This is a genomic window from Leuconostoc miyukkimchii (assembly GCF_019656055.1).
GTDB classification, from domain to species: Bacteria; Bacillota; Bacilli; order Lactobacillales; family Lactobacillaceae; genus Leuconostoc; species Leuconostoc miyukkimchii.
Genome location: NZ_BPKY01000010.1, coordinates 1 through 15,418 on the forward strand (window position 1 = coordinate 1; position 15,418 = coordinate 15,418).

Annotated in this window: 20 protein-coding genes; 15 read left to right on the forward strand and 5 right to left on the reverse strand. The window is 33.1% G+C overall.

The features are described from left to right. The first annotated feature begins 107 nt into the window (after positions 1 to 107). From mobV to K5Q13_RS09405, 4 genes are all read left to right on the forward strand, one after another. The gene (mobV, locus tag K5Q13_RS09390) at positions 108 to 1,343 is read left to right on the forward strand and encodes a MobV family relaxase (protein WP_220741397.1); all 1,236 of its coding nucleotides are present in this window, start codon (positions 108 to 110) and stop codon (positions 1,341 to 1,343) included. A gap of 504 nt (positions 1,344 to 1,847) precedes the next feature. Beyond that, on the forward strand, positions 1,848 to 3,002 hold the full coding sequence (locus tag K5Q13_RS09395) for a RepB family plasmid replication initiator protein (protein WP_012304802.1): 1,155 nt from the start codon (positions 1,848 to 1,850) through the stop codon (positions 3,000 to 3,002). Beyond that, on the forward strand, positions 2,995 to 3,516 hold the full coding sequence (locus K5Q13_RS09400; RefSeq protein ID WP_012304803.1) for a RepB-like protein: 522 nt from the start codon (positions 2,995 to 2,997) through the stop codon (positions 3,514 to 3,516). The genes K5Q13_RS09395 and K5Q13_RS09400 overlap by 8 nt, the downstream gene beginning before the upstream one ends. 196 nt (positions 3,517 to 3,712) lie before the next feature. After that, positions 3,713 to 4,600: a hypothetical protein gene (locus tag K5Q13_RS09405; RefSeq protein ID WP_012304804.1), complete on the forward strand. Its 888-nt coding sequence runs from the start codon at positions 3,713 to 3,715 to the stop codon at positions 4,598 to 4,600. Between the two features lie 511 nt (positions 4,601 to 5,111). Here K5Q13_RS09405 and K5Q13_RS09410 read toward each other — a convergent pair. Further along, positions 5,112 to 5,711, reverse strand: coding sequence for a helix-turn-helix transcriptional regulator (locus K5Q13_RS09410; RefSeq protein WP_012304806.1), 600 nt, complete (start codon positions 5,709 to 5,711; stop codon positions 5,112 to 5,114). A gap of 346 nt (positions 5,712 to 6,057) precedes the next feature. Here K5Q13_RS09410 and K5Q13_RS09415 point away from each other — a divergent pair, with 346 nt between their 5' ends. After that, positions 6,058 to 6,639 carry a helix-turn-helix domain-containing protein gene (locus K5Q13_RS09415; protein ID WP_012304807.1) on the forward strand — a complete coding sequence of 194 codons (582 nt, stop codon included), beginning with the start codon at positions 6,058 to 6,060 and terminating at the stop codon, positions 6,637 to 6,639. 449 nt (positions 6,640 to 7,088) lie between these two features. On the opposite strand, the gene K5Q13_RS09660 is transcribed toward K5Q13_RS09415, so the two are convergent. Next, complete coding sequence (locus tag K5Q13_RS09660; protein WP_012304808.1) at positions 7,089 to 7,193, reverse strand: putative holin-like toxin; 105 nt, start codon at positions 7,191 to 7,193, stop codon at positions 7,089 to 7,091. Between the two features lie 273 nt (positions 7,194 to 7,466). On the opposite strand from K5Q13_RS09660, the gene trxA reads away from it, so the two are divergent. From trxA to K5Q13_RS09465, 10 genes are all read left to right on the forward strand, one after another. Next, positions 7,467 to 7,778 carry a thioredoxin gene (gene trxA, locus K5Q13_RS09425; RefSeq protein WP_013102092.1) on the forward strand — a complete coding sequence of 104 codons (312 nt, stop codon included), beginning with the start codon at positions 7,467 to 7,469 and terminating at the stop codon, positions 7,776 to 7,778. A 24-nt stretch (positions 7,779 to 7,802) separates the two neighbouring features. Next, positions 7,803 to 8,129 carry a thioredoxin family protein gene (locus K5Q13_RS09430; RefSeq protein WP_012304810.1) on the forward strand — a complete coding sequence of 109 codons (327 nt, stop codon included), beginning with the start codon at positions 7,803 to 7,805 and terminating at the stop codon, positions 8,127 to 8,129. A 7-nt stretch (positions 8,130 to 8,136) separates the two neighbouring features. Next, complete coding sequence (trxB, locus tag K5Q13_RS09435) at positions 8,137 to 9,066, forward strand: thioredoxin-disulfide reductase (RefSeq protein WP_012304811.1); 930 nt, start codon at positions 8,137 to 8,139, stop codon at positions 9,064 to 9,066. Positions 9,067 to 9,075: 9 nt separating this feature from the next. Further along, positions 9,076 to 9,735, forward strand: coding sequence for a DsbA family oxidoreductase (locus K5Q13_RS09440; protein WP_012304812.1), 660 nt, complete (start codon positions 9,076 to 9,078; stop codon positions 9,733 to 9,735). A gap of 16 nt (positions 9,736 to 9,751) precedes the next feature. Continuing rightward, complete coding sequence (locus K5Q13_RS09665; RefSeq protein WP_013102093.1) at positions 9,752 to 9,883, forward strand: hypothetical protein; 132 nt, start codon at positions 9,752 to 9,754, stop codon at positions 9,881 to 9,883. A 28-nt stretch (positions 9,884 to 9,911) separates the two neighbouring features. Continuing rightward, complete coding sequence (locus K5Q13_RS09445) at positions 9,912 to 11,249, forward strand: dihydrolipoyl dehydrogenase family protein (protein WP_012304813.1); 1,338 nt, start codon at positions 9,912 to 9,914, stop codon at positions 11,247 to 11,249. 146 nt (positions 11,250 to 11,395) lie between these two features. Further along, positions 11,396 to 12,052 (forward strand): ArsR/SmtB family transcription factor, encoded by a 657-nt coding sequence (locus K5Q13_RS09450; RefSeq protein ID WP_012304814.1) that lies wholly within the window; start codon positions 11,396 to 11,398, stop codon positions 12,050 to 12,052. A 39-nt stretch (positions 12,053 to 12,091) separates the two neighbouring features. Next, entirely contained in the window at positions 12,092 to 12,412 is a 321-nt protein-coding gene (locus tag K5Q13_RS09455; protein ID WP_012304815.1) for a thioredoxin family protein, read from the forward strand. Positions 12,413 to 12,536: 124 nt separating this feature from the next. Beyond that, positions 12,537 to 12,917 carry a nuclear transport factor 2 family protein gene (locus K5Q13_RS09460; RefSeq protein WP_013102081.1) on the forward strand — a complete coding sequence of 127 codons (381 nt, stop codon included), beginning with the start codon at positions 12,537 to 12,539 and terminating at the stop codon, positions 12,915 to 12,917. A gap of 4 nt (positions 12,918 to 12,921) precedes the next feature. Then, positions 12,922 to 13,476, forward strand: a complete 555-nt coding sequence (locus K5Q13_RS09465; RefSeq protein WP_013102082.1) for a recombinase family protein — start codon at positions 12,922 to 12,924, stop codon at positions 13,474 to 13,476. A gap of 160 nt (positions 13,477 to 13,636) precedes the next feature. Here the strand turns inward: K5Q13_RS09465 and K5Q13_RS09470 are convergent, their stop codons facing one another. The 3 genes from K5Q13_RS09470 to K5Q13_RS09480 all read right to left on the reverse strand — a co-directional run bounded on the left by K5Q13_RS09470 (position 13,637) and on the right by K5Q13_RS09480 (position 15,048). Beyond that, positions 13,637 to 14,443 (reverse strand): IS3 family transposase, encoded by an 807-nt coding sequence (locus tag K5Q13_RS09470; protein WP_167524327.1) that lies wholly within the window; start codon positions 14,441 to 14,443, stop codon positions 13,637 to 13,639. 45 nt (positions 14,444 to 14,488) lie between these two features. Next, complete coding sequence (locus K5Q13_RS09475; protein ID WP_012304818.1) at positions 14,489 to 14,731, reverse strand: transposase; 243 nt, start codon at positions 14,729 to 14,731, stop codon at positions 14,489 to 14,491. A 131-nt stretch (positions 14,732 to 14,862) separates the two neighbouring features. Beyond that, complete coding sequence (locus K5Q13_RS09480) at positions 14,863 to 15,048, reverse strand: hypothetical protein (protein ID WP_013102083.1); 186 nt, start codon at positions 15,046 to 15,048, stop codon at positions 14,863 to 14,865. Between the last annotated feature and the right edge of the window lie 370 nt (positions 15,049 to 15,418).

Consider the following 15,418-nt stretch of genomic DNA (forward strand, 5'->3'; position numbering starts at 1 on the left):
CGCCTCGCAGAGCCTGTCCAAAATATCATTTTGGTATAACAGGCTATACCAGATTTTTAACGGTGTTATACTGGTCTCGTAAAACCTTTTTTGAGGAGGCATTTTTTATGGCGCATTTAAAGAAAAATACCCGTGGTGCAGTGCCCGGTTTAGCTGTTCATTTTGAACGTAAAACTGACCATCACAGCAACAAAGAAATTGATGTGGCGAAAACATATCTTAATCAAGATCTTATATCAGATGACTCAGATATGATTTCCCGCTTCAATGAGCGGTTAAATGACGTTTATTGCATGAAAAGAGACGACGTGAAGGCGTTAGCGACTTGGATCGTTACTTTACCTGAAGAGTTATCAGAAGCGCCCTATGAGCAACAGAGCGCCTTTTTTCAAGCAACCAAACAATTTCTAGACGATCGTTATGGGCAAGAAAATGCTGTGGCCGCTGTGGTGCACTATGATGAGACAACACCCCATTTGCACTATGCCTTTGTCCCAGTCGTTTTTGATGCCAAAAAAGAACGCTATAAAGTTTCTGCTAAAGAAGTCCTCACAAGGCATGACTTACAAACATTTCATGATGATTTGGATCAGACTTTAAAACAGACACTACCCTTTTATGAACAGGGCATTTTAAATAACAAAACCTTACCGTTTGAGAATGTCGCTGAAATCAAAAAATACAATGATCAATTTAAAGCCTTAAAAGAGGAACTAGCCAATGTCGAAGAAAATATCAGTGCTAAAAAGGCATTACTCAAAGTCACGAATCAAGCTCTAACGGAAGTTGACTTAGCTGAAAAACAAATTGATGACTTTAAACAAGCACTATCTAAAAATTTATTTGGCAAGACCGTGATTAAACCAGATGATTTAGATCGCTTTAAAAGCGTGTTAGCCAATATGAAAAAAGCCACCCTGCAAGGCCAACGTGATGCAGCAGCTAGCAATCAAGCCTTATTAAAAATCAAAGACCAATTCGCTGAGTTGCAAGCTGACTATCAACAGCTGAAAGATACGCATCAAGCACTTCAACAGCGAGTGAGAGAAAGTCAACAGATGGACTATGCGATGCGGGATATGCTTAAAAATGATTATGGCGTCGAAAAGATACCCCATAGTGATGTTGAAGCACGCTATGTCCTGTATCGGCTTGATCATGAACAACTGACCAAAAGTAAAAAAGAGGCCACGTCCTGGTTAGCTATGCTAAAGACTGCGCGAGAGAATCCAGATAGCAAAATTGCCTCTAGCAGATTAGGGCGAGGGATTGAACAAGTTAAAGCATTAATTAATCGGATTATCGAATTAACTCGGGATCTATTTAAAGGGCCAAGTCTATAGATTTAAATGGCTCTATGATCCGTTTTAAGCGTTTTTAACGGTTTGATTAATAAATACTCAACAAAGATGTTAAACGAGCTCTATGAGCTTAATACGAGGGGATAATTTTAAATCATTATTGAGACGTCATTTGAAAGACACAATCATCAAAAAAGAGAACATCGCAGCCAGTTAATTTTGTTGTCTATGTTCTCTTTTTGTTTTTTTAAGTGGGTTAATAAAAAGGCGCAGCCTATTATAAGTTTATCTTTTATATTTTAATCTTTTGTTCTTTTGCGTAGTTAGAAATACATTGTTATCAAGGGTTTACAAGATTATGTACCCACAAAATACTATGTATACACCCACAAAATACTATGTATAAACCCACAAAATACTATGTATACACCCACTTTTAATTTAAATAAGTGGGTGTATAGGATATAATAAAAAGCATAAAGAAAATCCTGTCTAGAAGTTTTTCTTTATACTTTTTCAGTAACACGCACAAAGGAGCGTATTTATATGTCTATTCTACCAGAAAATAACGTAAGGCAGGTGCAGAGCTTGAATGAACTGTCCAAACGAAAAGTGGTTGAACATAATAGTTTAATCACGTCCATTGCAAAAATGGATAAAACGCCACTAAAAATGTTTGAATTGGCAGTTTCTTTAATTGACACTGAAAATCCACCTAAGGATCATACGGTGTATTTATCAAAGCGAGAGTTATTTGCTTTTTTTAAGGTCAATGATAGCAACAAACATAGTCGTTTTAAAGAAGCCGTTGAAAAAATGCAGAAACAAGCTTTTTTTCAGATTAAAAAAGAACAAGATAAAGGCTTTAAATTTATTAGTATTGTACCAATCCCTTATGTTGAATGGACGGATTATAACGATGAAGTAAAAATTGAATTTCATCGTGAAATCATGCCTTACTTAATCAATCTTAAAAATAATTTTACACAACATGCATTGTCAGATATTGCAGAATTGAATAGTAAATATGCCGTTATTTTGTATCGTTGGTTATCGATGAATTACAATCAATACGAGCATTACAGTGTTAAAGGTGGACGGAGAGAGGAACAGGTTGAAAGTTACCGTAATCCTGAAATAAGTATGCGAGATTTACGTCAAATGACAGATACAATTGATGAATATAAACGATTTGATCATTTTGAAAAAAGAGTACTGAATGAACCATTGTCAGAAATTACTAGACACACAACGTTCAATGTAACTTACGAAAAGCTCAAAAAAGGGCGGAGTATTGATAGTATTGTCTTTCATATCACTAAAAAGCAGGTAGCAGATGATAGCAGTTACAAGTTAGATGATCCAGCTTATATTGACGGTAAGATAAGGCAAGAAGAAAGTGAAAATGAATTAGTTTTGCAGGCAATGGATAGTCCATATACAAAATTGCTGATGGAACAATTTTTATTATCATATCTGGACCTTATGGATAAAAAAATATTGGCAGGACTACAGAAAAATGTTTATCCACTCTATGACGAGTTAAAAGACTTACGTGGCCTAAACGGCGTTAAAGAGCATTTGGCATATATCAGAGATAAACAAGATGACTATTCAAAAAAGAACATTGCTAAGTATCTTAAAAAATCAATTGAACAGTATCTACCAATCATTAAAAGGCAGGATATAGATCATGAGTGAAAATTTAAAAACCATTCGAGAACTTTCTGATGAGTTAGGTGTTTCAAAGCAAGCTGTATGGCAAAAGATAAAAAGAGATTCGTCAATCAATTTACGTCAATTTACGTCAAAAAAAGGGAACACTGTTTACATTAATGTTGACGGACAAAAAGCTATAAAATCAATGTTTTTAGATAAAATGTCAACTGAAAATCGTCAACGTGAAGATAAAGTTGACGACAACAAAAAAGAGCATGTTGACGGTCCGGGTGAGGTTGATTTTCTCCGTGATTTAGTATTGGAACTTCAATCTGAAAAGAAAGAGTTACATAAATTACTAGATCAGCAACAACGGTTAGCGTTGCAAGATAAAAAACTCTTAGAAGAATACAAAACTGAAATTAAAGATTTAAAAGCATTAACTACCCAATCTTCAATAGATAAACAGGCGTCTGTTAATAAGCAAAGTGATGTAGAAGAAACTAATCATCAAGACACTTCTAAATCTAAAAAGTGGTGGCGTTTTGGTAAATAAAAGTAAAGAAAAAATAAGGATAAATGATTGATACAAGCGATATAATTCTGAATTATACCTTGAACAAATTTAAAAGTCCTAAATACTTAGGGCTTCCTCTGCTTAAATCAAACTGATTGCCTTTGTTGTTTATTTTGTTTATTAGTTTATACTTTTAACTTGAGCTGTTTAATTTTATTCTTGTGAAGAGGTTTATATGAATCCAACAGATTATGTTTTATACGTTGATGAAAGTTATACTCGATTACCAAAAGACCCAATAGGCGGTTTTCCATTAAAGTTTCTTACTATGTCTGGTATTATATTGAATAATGCTGCTAATTCTTTTGTAGAACAGGAATTAAATAGCTATAAATTATCTTTATTCGGTCGCACTGATGTTATTTTACATACTGCTGAAGTGAATGCTTTTTCTCCTGCTTCTTTATCAAAACCAGGGAATCAGTCTTTTAGAGACCAAATCATATTAGCTCGTCCACAGTATTATGAATATAATGATCCAAAAAATTTTTTGGGATATCACGAAAAAATTCAAGATATATTTTCGAACGATATATTGAAAGGTACTTTATTATCTTCAACCATAAACATAAATAAATATAAGGATGTTTATATTGTGGATGATAATAGAGTTCATAACGTAGTTTTTTCAAATATAATTCAAATGTTTGCTCAATTCCTTTATTTTAAGGGCAAAGAACATTCTTCTCCTGTAACGGGAAAAATCATTTATGAAGATTGTTCGCATATATCTAACTTTTATGAAACATATACAAAATTATTAGCAGTTGGTAATATAACTTTAGAACCTAGTACGTTTCAACAGATAAAAGGCTTGTCATTTGTTGATAAAGAAGATAATAGTAATAGTTTGCAGTTAATTGATTATGTTCCTAGCCACATAGGTAACAAGCATATGTTAGATTATAGGTTGAAAAATGATTCTAATTTTAGTCAGGCGCAATATGATAAAGAATATAAAAGTTTATATATTATGAAAGCTATTAAGAGTTTATATTATTCAGGAGCTATGACAAATCGAGATCTTAGACCAGATATTTTTGGAAGTAATTTTTGGATATGATATATCATTTGTGTTAAAATACAAGTATAATAAATTAAAGTAGTAGGATATAGTGGAAGCGGGCTGTAACCGGTCTAGACTTTAATAGTCTTATATCCGACATGTGTTTATCAACACATTCTTAATTTGTTATTGAAAAATGAGGAAATGTATCAGGAAACCCTGCGGGGTCATGGCTAACGTCGTGTGATATTATCATACCTGAAATAAAAAAAGGTCAACTTGTAAAAAGGTTTGACCTTTTTTTTAATAAGGTTGGTTATTATTAGCTAATATCACTAACGATGATTTGGATTGGGAATGTTAAAAAAATGTTTTTAACTTAAGTATTGAAACCTTTTTTAACGTTTATAAGTCAACATAATCATGGTTATCAGAACAAAGAGCTTAACTCTAGTTATTAAAGGAGTCAAGCTCTTTGTTCTTTTGATTTAACAACATCTACTTAAAAACGATTGTCAAATAATTGATTTTATTATCCCCCAGGATTATAGATGACTAACACGCTGTTCTATTTTCTAAATGGTAATTGCGGTACGAAATAGACACTACTAGTTAATAGTAAAACGCGTAAGCCTAAACTAACATAAATACCAGTTTGTTCATCAATATTATTGCTAGTGACTCCTCTAAAAATAGCCATACTCACAAAATACATAAAAGCAATGATAATTGCAATTAAGGCCCATTTGTTCGTATATAAATTAACTGGTTGTTGCACTGTTGAAAATAAGACAAACAATGCAATCATGCCCATAATTAACGCAGTCACTTTATATATTGGCAAAACATGCATATAATTTGCCAATATATAAACTGCCAGAAATAAAACATTTGCGACATAAGCAATCGCGTACAATATTTTTTGCTTATTTAAACTATGATCGATTGCTTCAAAATGTCCAATCAATTCTATATCCTCCTTCATTAACTCATCTAATGACACATTATATTTGTTGCTGATGCTCAGAATATCAGTTATGCCAGGATAGCTTTTCCCATTTTCCCAGCTAGATATTGTTTGGCGTGTTAGATGTAATTCTTTTCCTAGTTGCTCTTGTGTTAAATCAAAAGCCTCTCTAATCATTTTTATTTTCACACCAATTAACATTGATACATGACCTCCTTCTAGAAATTAATATAGCGATAATCTATTAAAATTTAAAGCAAATAATATTAACATTAAGAAATTAATCAACTAAATACTAGATAGTTCTTGCTTTGTGGTGATCAATACCAAAAAAATCCTCACGAGTGTGTGATAATTAGCATAACTTCCTTTTATGATTTACATAAGGTCACAAAAATATTACTCCTCTCGAATAACGAGATACGTTTTTGATAAAAATACTTGATAGCTATCTCTATTTATTGTTAAGTTAGTTTTATTCACATTAACAAAAAAGCAAATACGGAGGTATGTTATGTCATTTGCAAAAAGTTTAAAATAATTACGTTTGCGCCATAAACTATCTCAGAGACAATTAGCTAAAAAATTGAATGTTTCCCCTAAAACTATTTCAAACTGGGAGAATGAAAGAAATTTACCAGATATTGAATTGATTATTAAAATATCTAAAGTCTTAGACGTAACACTGGATGAACTAATCACTGGTAATAGTCAGTTAGAGAATAAACTAATCAAAGATAGTCATAAAGTTTTTCGTGACAATGCGCTGGCTATAGTGGTGAGTTTATATTCGCTGTTAACCGGTATGTTAGCAATGGTGTGGTTTTTAAATATTCAGACCCCACTTCGTATCGTTGTTTTTTTAACTTGGCTATTCGTTGGCTTCATTTTTGGATATATGATAGAACCTACTGATAATAAAAATCCTTTTGATTCTATATCGCCAATAATTAGATATAGCTTCATAACACTGTTTATTGTGTTAGGTTTATCAATAATAATTGGCTCTTTTTGGCTAATAGTAAATTATCCACAAAAAATTATTTCCTTTGTTACTATGATAGTGGGAGTCGTCATAATAATCATGACTAAACCCATTTGGCCCACAAAAAATAAAAATGATGAATAATTCAAAAATTATTGAGTTAAGGGGCTATAATGATAAGATAACCCCTGTAAAACCTTAATAAAACAGCCCCTAACGAATCGATTCGGTTGGTTAGGGGCTGTTTTTTTCTTATAATTAAAATAACGCCTGTACTGGATTTATTCCAACGCTTAAAAAAGAGCCTGATAACAGTAGTCAGCAAACAGAAAAGCAACTCAAACAGGTACGCCAAAATATCAGTGAGCAAACACAATCTGAACTACAAGCATTTGCAAAAAACACCCCTACCCTTAAACAACCCAAAGTTGAACGTGACGAACAAACAATATAGCAGAAAAGATTAAATAATGATATAATGAATACAGAAAAAAGGAAGCCTTGCGCTAACAAGACTTCCTATGTAGAGCCGTTTAAGACGGTGACAATACTATGATTATTAAATAACCGCTAGCTTTGCAGAGCTAAGGCGGTTATTTTTTTTGCTGATTTTTAATCAACTCAACAACTAATGTCAGTAAGGCAACTATAAAAGTGCCAAACATCAACATAAGCTGTAAAGCGTCCGATACGGACACTTGGGCTACTCCCTTCCTAGAATGTGAGTTTATAGTTGTTACACCATAAGCACCACCCCCTTTTTAAGGAAATAGCCACCGCCTTAACTTCTCTACTCAAACCATTATACAGGATAAAGCGTGATTTACCTATTGATGATTAATACTCTAATATCCTGAATGGTTATTTTCTATCAAAATAATATGATTGATAATAAAATGTGTTATAATTAAACTATTCAATTATTATATTGAATAGTTTAATTGTTTTTTTATTTAGAAAGGAATTTATCCATGGTTGAAAATTTGACTTATGAAAATTTTGACATCAGCACTTCTGAAGGAGTTGTATTAACCGATTTTTGGGCAGAATGGTGTGCGCCTTGCCGAATGCAAAGCCCTATTATAGATCAACTAGATGATGAAATTGGGAATCAAGTTAAGTTTACTAAAGTTGATGTTGATAATAATCAACAAGTTGCAACTAGTTTAGGTATTAGATCCATTCCAACATTAGTAGTTAAAAAAAATGGAGAAATTGTTGAAAAGTTAGTTGGTTTTCACACAAAAGATCAATTAAAAAAAGTACTGGCGTATTATGCGTAATTTAATAAATAGGACGTTATATAGATGGAAAAAGTTTTTTATAATTCTTTCAATGAATTAAAACATAAGATAAAAAATGGTAAATATGTTTTAGTATTCACTGCTGATTGGTGTGGAGATTGCAAATTTATTGAACCTGTATTACCAGAGATTGAGAATACATTTCGTGAATATCAATTTATTAATATTGATACCGACAAAAATATGCATATAGCACGATCACTTAATATTTTTGGTATTCCGAGTTTTGTAGTTTATGATTCCGGTAAAGAAATAGATAGATTAGTAAATAAAGATCGTAAAACAAAAAATGAAATTATAAGTTTTATTGATCAAGCAATAGAAAGATGATGGTAGTATGCTTGAATATGATGTAATTGTAATTGGTGCAGGACCAGGTGGCATGACAGCTTCCCTTTATGCTGCACGAGCTAATTTAAAAGTGGCGATGATTGATCGTGGTGTTTATGGCGGTCAAATGAATAATACTGATGATATAGAAAATTATCCTGGATTTCCTACAATTAAAGGGCCTGATTTAGGTGAAAAAATGTATCAGAATACAGTTAACGCAGGAGTTGAATTTATTTTTGGTGACGTTCAAGAAGTAACTGTTGATGATAATCAGTATAAACATGTAAAAACAGATAGTGAGGATTTAGTATCTAAGGTAGTTATTATTGCTACTGGATCTAATAATCGTAAGTTGGGTATTCCAGGAGAAAAAGAATTTAGTGGAAAAGGTGTCTCATATTGCGCTGTTTGTGATGGTGCATTCTTTAAAAATGAGAATGTTACTGTTGTCGGGGGTGGAGATTCAGCAATTTCTGAAGGGACCTATTTAGCTAATATTACAGATCACGTTGGCATTGTTCATCATCGTGACAAGTTGCGTGCCCAAAAAGTTCTTCAAGATCGTGCGTTTTCAAATAATAAAATCGACTTTACGTGGAATAGTAATGTGGTAGAAATAGTTGGAGATGATAACCGCGTAACTGGTATTAAAATGGTTGATAATCAATCGGGAAAACTTACTACTGTCGATACTACAGGTGTTTTTATTTATATTGGAAACATACCCAATACCCAAATGTTTAGTAATTTAAACATTACTGATGAGTCAGGATGGATTATTACTAATAGCGAAATGGAAACAAATATACCTGGTATTTTTGCAATTGGAGATGTAAGGTTAAAAAAACTCCGTCAAATAACCACTGCAGTAGGTGATGGTGGTATTGCAGGTCAAAACTCATTTGAGTATATTGAACAGTTTAACGAAAAATAGGAGAAGAAAATGGAAATAAAATATTGGTCAGATATAGCTTGTCCTTTTTGTTATATTGGCTCTAATCGTATGAAAAGAGCCATGAAGGAATTAGGTATCTATAATACAACTGAGTTAGAGTTTAAGTCTTTTGAGCTCGATCCAACAACATCAAAGGAAACTACTGAAGGATACATTAATCATTTTACCCAAGGTAATAAGTCAATGGAGGATCAAGCCAAACAACAAATGGCTTATATCGAAAAAATGGCTCATGATGATGGCTTATCAATGGATATCAATAGTGTTATTCCAACCAATACTGTTGATGCTCACCGGCTAATTAAACTCGCTAATAGTAAACATGATCCGGTCCTAACTGAAAACTTGATTCGCCGTTTTTACCAAGTATACTTTAATGATGGCCGTTCAATCGCTGATCATAATGTATTAGTTAATGCAGCAACCGAAGTTGGCTTATATAAAGATGAAGTTGAAGTAATCCTTAATTCCGATAAGTACTTTCAAGAAGTAAAAGCCGATGAGATTGAAGCAATGCAATCTGGCATTCATGCGGCCCCTTTTTTTGTTATTAACAATAAATATGGTATTAATGGTGCTCAACCTTATGAAGTCTTTATAAATGCATTAAAACAAGTTCAAGATGAAGAAGATAAAGCTAAAGGATAGTAAGGAGAAATATTTTATGAATAAAGAACAAAAGATGACTTTCCAAACTTTTGGTGTAACTAATGACGTTGATGTTTGCGGACCAGACGGTTGTATTATCGCTGATCACCATAAACAAGTAACAGAAGAAGAAAATAAAGATAAGTAATGACTAGCTATATAAAGGAGGATGTAACATGAAAACGTATGATTATACAATTATTGGTAGTGGTCCTTCTGTTTATCGTTTCCTAGTTGGTATGCAAGGAAGTAAAAAACGGATTTTAGTCGTTGAATCAGATAATTTTGGGGGTATTTGTCCGAATGCTGGTTGTGAACCCAAAATTTTTTTAGAGGGTGCTATTAAAACCGCTCTTACTTCGAGAGATTTATTAAATAAAGGGATTGAATCTCCAGCTAAGTTAAATTGGAATGATCTAATACTAGAAAAAAAACGGGTATTTTCTCCTGTTTCAACAAATAATCAACATGCTTATGAAGAATTAGGAGCCGATACTGTTAGAGGCACAGCTAGTTTTGTCGATGAACATACTATTAAAGTTGATGAAACATTAATTACTAGTGATAACTTCATTATCGCTACTGGCTTGAAACCGCGACCAATGAATATTCCTGGTAGCCATCTCTTCCTAACAAGTGATGATTTCTTTAATATGGAAGACTTACCTGCGACGGTTGCTATTATTGGTAGTGGTTACGTTGGTATGGAAATTGCAACTATATTATCCGCTGCTGGTTCTAATGTAACAATGTTACAACGGTCAGATCGTCCTTTGCGCGATTTCGATAGCCGACATGTTGATATGCTTATTAAAAACATGAAGGAAAATCTTGGTATTGACTTCCGTTTCAATACTCAGGTTACTAAAGCTGAAAAGACATCAAATGGAATTCTAGTTACTACTGATAATGGTCAAAATTTAGAATTTTCAACTGTTATTAACGCTACTGGTAGAATTCCAAATATTAATGCTCTTAACTTAGAAAATACAAAAGTTGATTTTGATAAAGATGGTGTGATTGTTGATAAGTATTTAAGAACAACTGCTTCTAATATCTATGCCATTGGAGATGTTATTAAAAAGGATATTCCTAGATTAACTCTAACTGCTCAGTTTGAAGGTGCTTATTTAAGTGCTTACTTACTCGGGAAGAAGAAAAGTGAAATTCATTATCCTGTTATTGGCAAAGTTACCTTTACTTTTCCTCAACTTGCTTCTACTGGAGTTGATATTGACCAAGCTCGCCTTGATCCAAATCTCACAGTTAAGGATATTGATATTTCAAAGGGTGATTTTCTCTACGCTGGCACTAATGACTATAATGCTCATTTATCACTTGTTTACGATCAGAATCAAAGAATTATAGCAGCATCAGAAATTAGCCAAACTGCCAGTGATGATATCAATATTTTTATACCAATTATAGCGTTAGATATCGACCAAAATCTCTGGAATGAAAAAATGGTAATGTCTTTCCCATCATTAGCGTTTAAGTTACGAAATATATTATAGTAATCAATGATTTCAGTTACTTTTACTTTAATATTGATTAGATCTATTTATAGTTGTGATAATACTAGAATATATCAATCATACCTTTTTGTATTTCTTAATTTTATGTGATTATAACAATTAGAGAAGATGGAGTAGTAATGTAAATGGTTTTAGATATTATTCAATACAAGAATAGTTTATATGACGAATTAGCTCATTTTAGTAAAGGATTGGCTAGCAATAAAAGATTAGAAATACTGGACTTATTATTACAAGCATCAAAATCTGTAGATAGTATTTCTAGAGATACTGGTAATAGTGTTGCGAACACTTCACGTCATTTACAAGTGTTAAAAGAAAGTCACTTAGTTGCTTCTTCTAGGAACGGTAATCAAATTATATATAGTTTAGCTTCAGACAATGTCGTTAGTCTAGTACGTACTTTAATGAAAGTTGGTGAACGTGAATCATCTGAGATGAAATATATTCAAAAAGAAGCTGACAATGATCAGTATGTGAAAACAATAAGTCTTGAAAAAGTGCGTCAAGAAATTGATAATATTTTTTTGCTAGATGTACGTCCAAAAGATGAGTATATTGCAAATCATATTTTAGGCGCAATAAACATCCCACTTAATGAATTAATAGATAATATAAATATTATACCTAAAAATAAAAAAATTATTGTTTATTGTCGTGGGAGATTGTGCGCTAATTCTAATTTTGCAGTTAAAAAATTGAACCAATATGGATTAAATGCATATAGTCTTAATAGTAGTGTTCATGATTGGCAAGAAATTGCTCACAATAGTGACAGTTAATTTTATATCTGTCTATTAAAATAAAAGGAGTAATTTTATATGGTAAAAGAAATCGAATTAACAAGTGAAAACTATGAAGAATCTGTGTCCAAAGGGGTTATATTAGTTGATTTTCGTGCAGATTGGTGTGCGCCTTGTAGAATGATGGATTCTGTCTTAGATAAAATAGCAGAAGACCCAATATATGAATCGATTAAATTTGGGAAGGTTAATGTTGATAATAACATGGAATTAAATATTCGTCATTCTATTTCAGGTATTCCAACCTTTTTACTTTATAAAGATGGAAAACTCATTACTCGAGAAGTAGGCTTACAAACTAAAAATACTGTAAAAAGCATGTTAAATAATTTGTTATAGTACTATATATATATACTAATTAAAATGCGTCATAACTCAACAGTTGTGTCGCCTTTTTTTGTGTCTTATAATTAAAGGGGTTAGAATGCGTCATAACTTATAGACATAAAGGAGAAACAAATTAATGAAAAACGAACATCAGATAAAATTGATTGAGACATATTTTAAAATGTGGATTGAACGAGATTTTTCTAGGATTAATGATATTTTTGCTGATGATATTTTCTACCGTGAATGCTATGGCGCCTGTTATCGTAATTTAAAAGAAATCCACTTATGGATTACTCAGCAATTGAAAAAGCAAGTAGTCTTAAACTGGTCAATTAATACTGTAAACGTAGATAATAATTCTTTTTTCGTGACTTGGATTTTTCATGCAAAAGAAGAAAATGAATATATTTTTGACGGTATTTCACGAATTGAATTTAATGGCGATTCTAAAATATCTAAAATAATCGAGTACGAAACAAAACATGAAATTTTCTACCCGTTTGGAAAGGAATAAACATATGAAATATGGCTATGCACGCGTAAGCACCATCGATCAAAAACTAGAAAATCAAATTGAGAGCTTAAAAAATTCAGGCGCTGAAATAATCTATAAAGAAAAATTTACTGGTACGACTACTGAACGTCCTGAATTTAACAAAGTGCTGAATGAACTAAAAACAGATGACACATTGATTGTTACGAAATTAGACCGCTTCGCACGTAATACTAAAGAAGCCCTTGATATAATTCAAGACCTTTTTAAACGTAACATCAAAGTTAATATTCTCAACATGGGAATAATTGATAACACCCCCACAGGACAACTGATTTTTACGATTTTTAGTGCCTTTGCGCAATTTGAAAGAGATATGATTGTTACAAGGACACATGAGGGAAAAGAATATGCTAAGCGGAATGACCCCTATTTTAGTGAGGGACGCCCACAAACCTATACTGATGAACAAATACGTTTAGCTTATGATTTGCGCCAGCAAGGCATGACTTACAAGATGATTGCTAGAAAAACAGGCATAAGTGAACGTACACAACAAAGACGGTTTAAAGATATTTAATGTTTGTTAACCAAAGTAAAAGGACCGCTCTGGGAGGGAGACGGTCCTTTTTGAGAGAGAATAATTTGATGAATAAAATTTATGGGAGAGAAGAGAATAGCCATGTAAATTGACTATGTTGCTCAGAAGTCAATAAATTGGACTATTTTTATTCAGTTAATTAGGCGACATTTGAGATACGATTGCGATTATAAAAAAAATTGATATACCAACCAATGGCTGCTTGGACTTCAGTTAATGTTTGGTATGCCTTCAAATACACCTCTTCACGCTTCAATATTGAATGGAACGCTTCCATACGGCCATTATCGTACGGATGGCCTTTGAGTGAATAAGAATGTTTCAAGCCATAATTTTGGCATTTAATATTAAACTCAGCACTCGTGTATTGTGACCCCATATCTGAATGAATAATGAGTGGCTTTCGATGCTTATCTAACGCCATCTGTAAGGCACTTGTGGCTAGCTCGGCTGTCATTGTATCGCCAATTTTATAGCCCAATACTTTTCTCTTCTCAGGATCCAAAACGGTCGCTAAATAGACCCATCTGTGATTAGTCAACTGAATATAAGTGATATCTGTTTGCCAAACACCGCTTAAATCATGCAAGTGTCTAATCAGATTGGGTTTTTGATCAACCGTCACAACAGTTTTGGGTTTGCGATAACATTTTTGCATGCGCGATCTAATCCCTAATTCACGCATTAATTGGAGTGTCATATACTCAGATACTTTCGCCCCGTCGGTTTGTTGACTATAAGCAGCAATACGGCGATAACCATAAAATTTAAAGGTTTTCCAAACGTCTAAAATATAAGGTTTTAGGGATTCTCTACGCTTTTCTTGTCGACTGGGCTGCCAATGGCGCCAATTGTAATAGGTACTAGATCTGATTTTAAGTGCATTTAAAATACGCACAAGCGCGTAGCCTTGTGCTAAAAATTGATTAACTAGCGGCAATCCCACATTACGGACTATTTTTTGGCTAGTAAGATGGCCGCTCAATGCATGTCAGGCTATGCGTGATAAAATTTCGTTTTCTTCCTCCAAAATAGCGAGACGCTTTTCTAATTGCTTAACGTCTTTTAAAGTCTTTGACTGACCCTGAATCATGACTGGGGTAGCTTGCTTGACCCAAATAGCAATAGAATCTTTTGAAGGTCCAAATTCGTCTGCTAATGACTTAAGTGAACGGCCTTCTTGGTGAAGTTTAACCAGTGAATCTTTAAAATCTTGTGAATAACGAATTGACATAAAAATACTCCTATACTTTCATTTTACGGACTGAATAAAAATAGTCCATTTTTTTAGTATAAGAGCATGTATTGAGTATAAAACAGCTAGATTAAATCGGCTACTAGTGAAAACATAAACCGCCTTTCTTTTCAAATCACAAATTCTTTGTTTTTAAGTAATTCTTTTTGTTTCTTACCGATGGCATAAGTATAAATGGCCATTAAGAGTTCTTTCTTGTCGGGATCTTTTTCGTTTAAAGCAATATCCATTAATACTTGTAAGTTTGTTTTTTCAGCTTCCAAAAACAACTTTTCAAAAATATTTTTATCAGCCATAATTAAGCTCCTTATTGCATTTAAATTGATATCTAATTGAATTATACTAACAAGCAAAATAATCCGCCACAATTTTATTATACACTTACGTTTACAGATTATTTTAATGTGGTTAAGCTGACACCAGCTTGCCCCACGCGGGTAGCGTTCTGCATGACATGCTCTCGCTGACGGCGATCATGCAATGATAAAGTGCCCCGTCACGGCGTGACCCGCCGGAGGTTTTTCTAGCCGGATAATAGGCGCCGGAAAATAGCAGTTCCCCCAGAAGGAGGGGGCAACGCTACTGTCATCGCTTGTCGATGACGCGCCTCGCAGAGCCTGTCCAAAATATCATTTTGGTATAACAGGCTATACCAGATTTTTAACG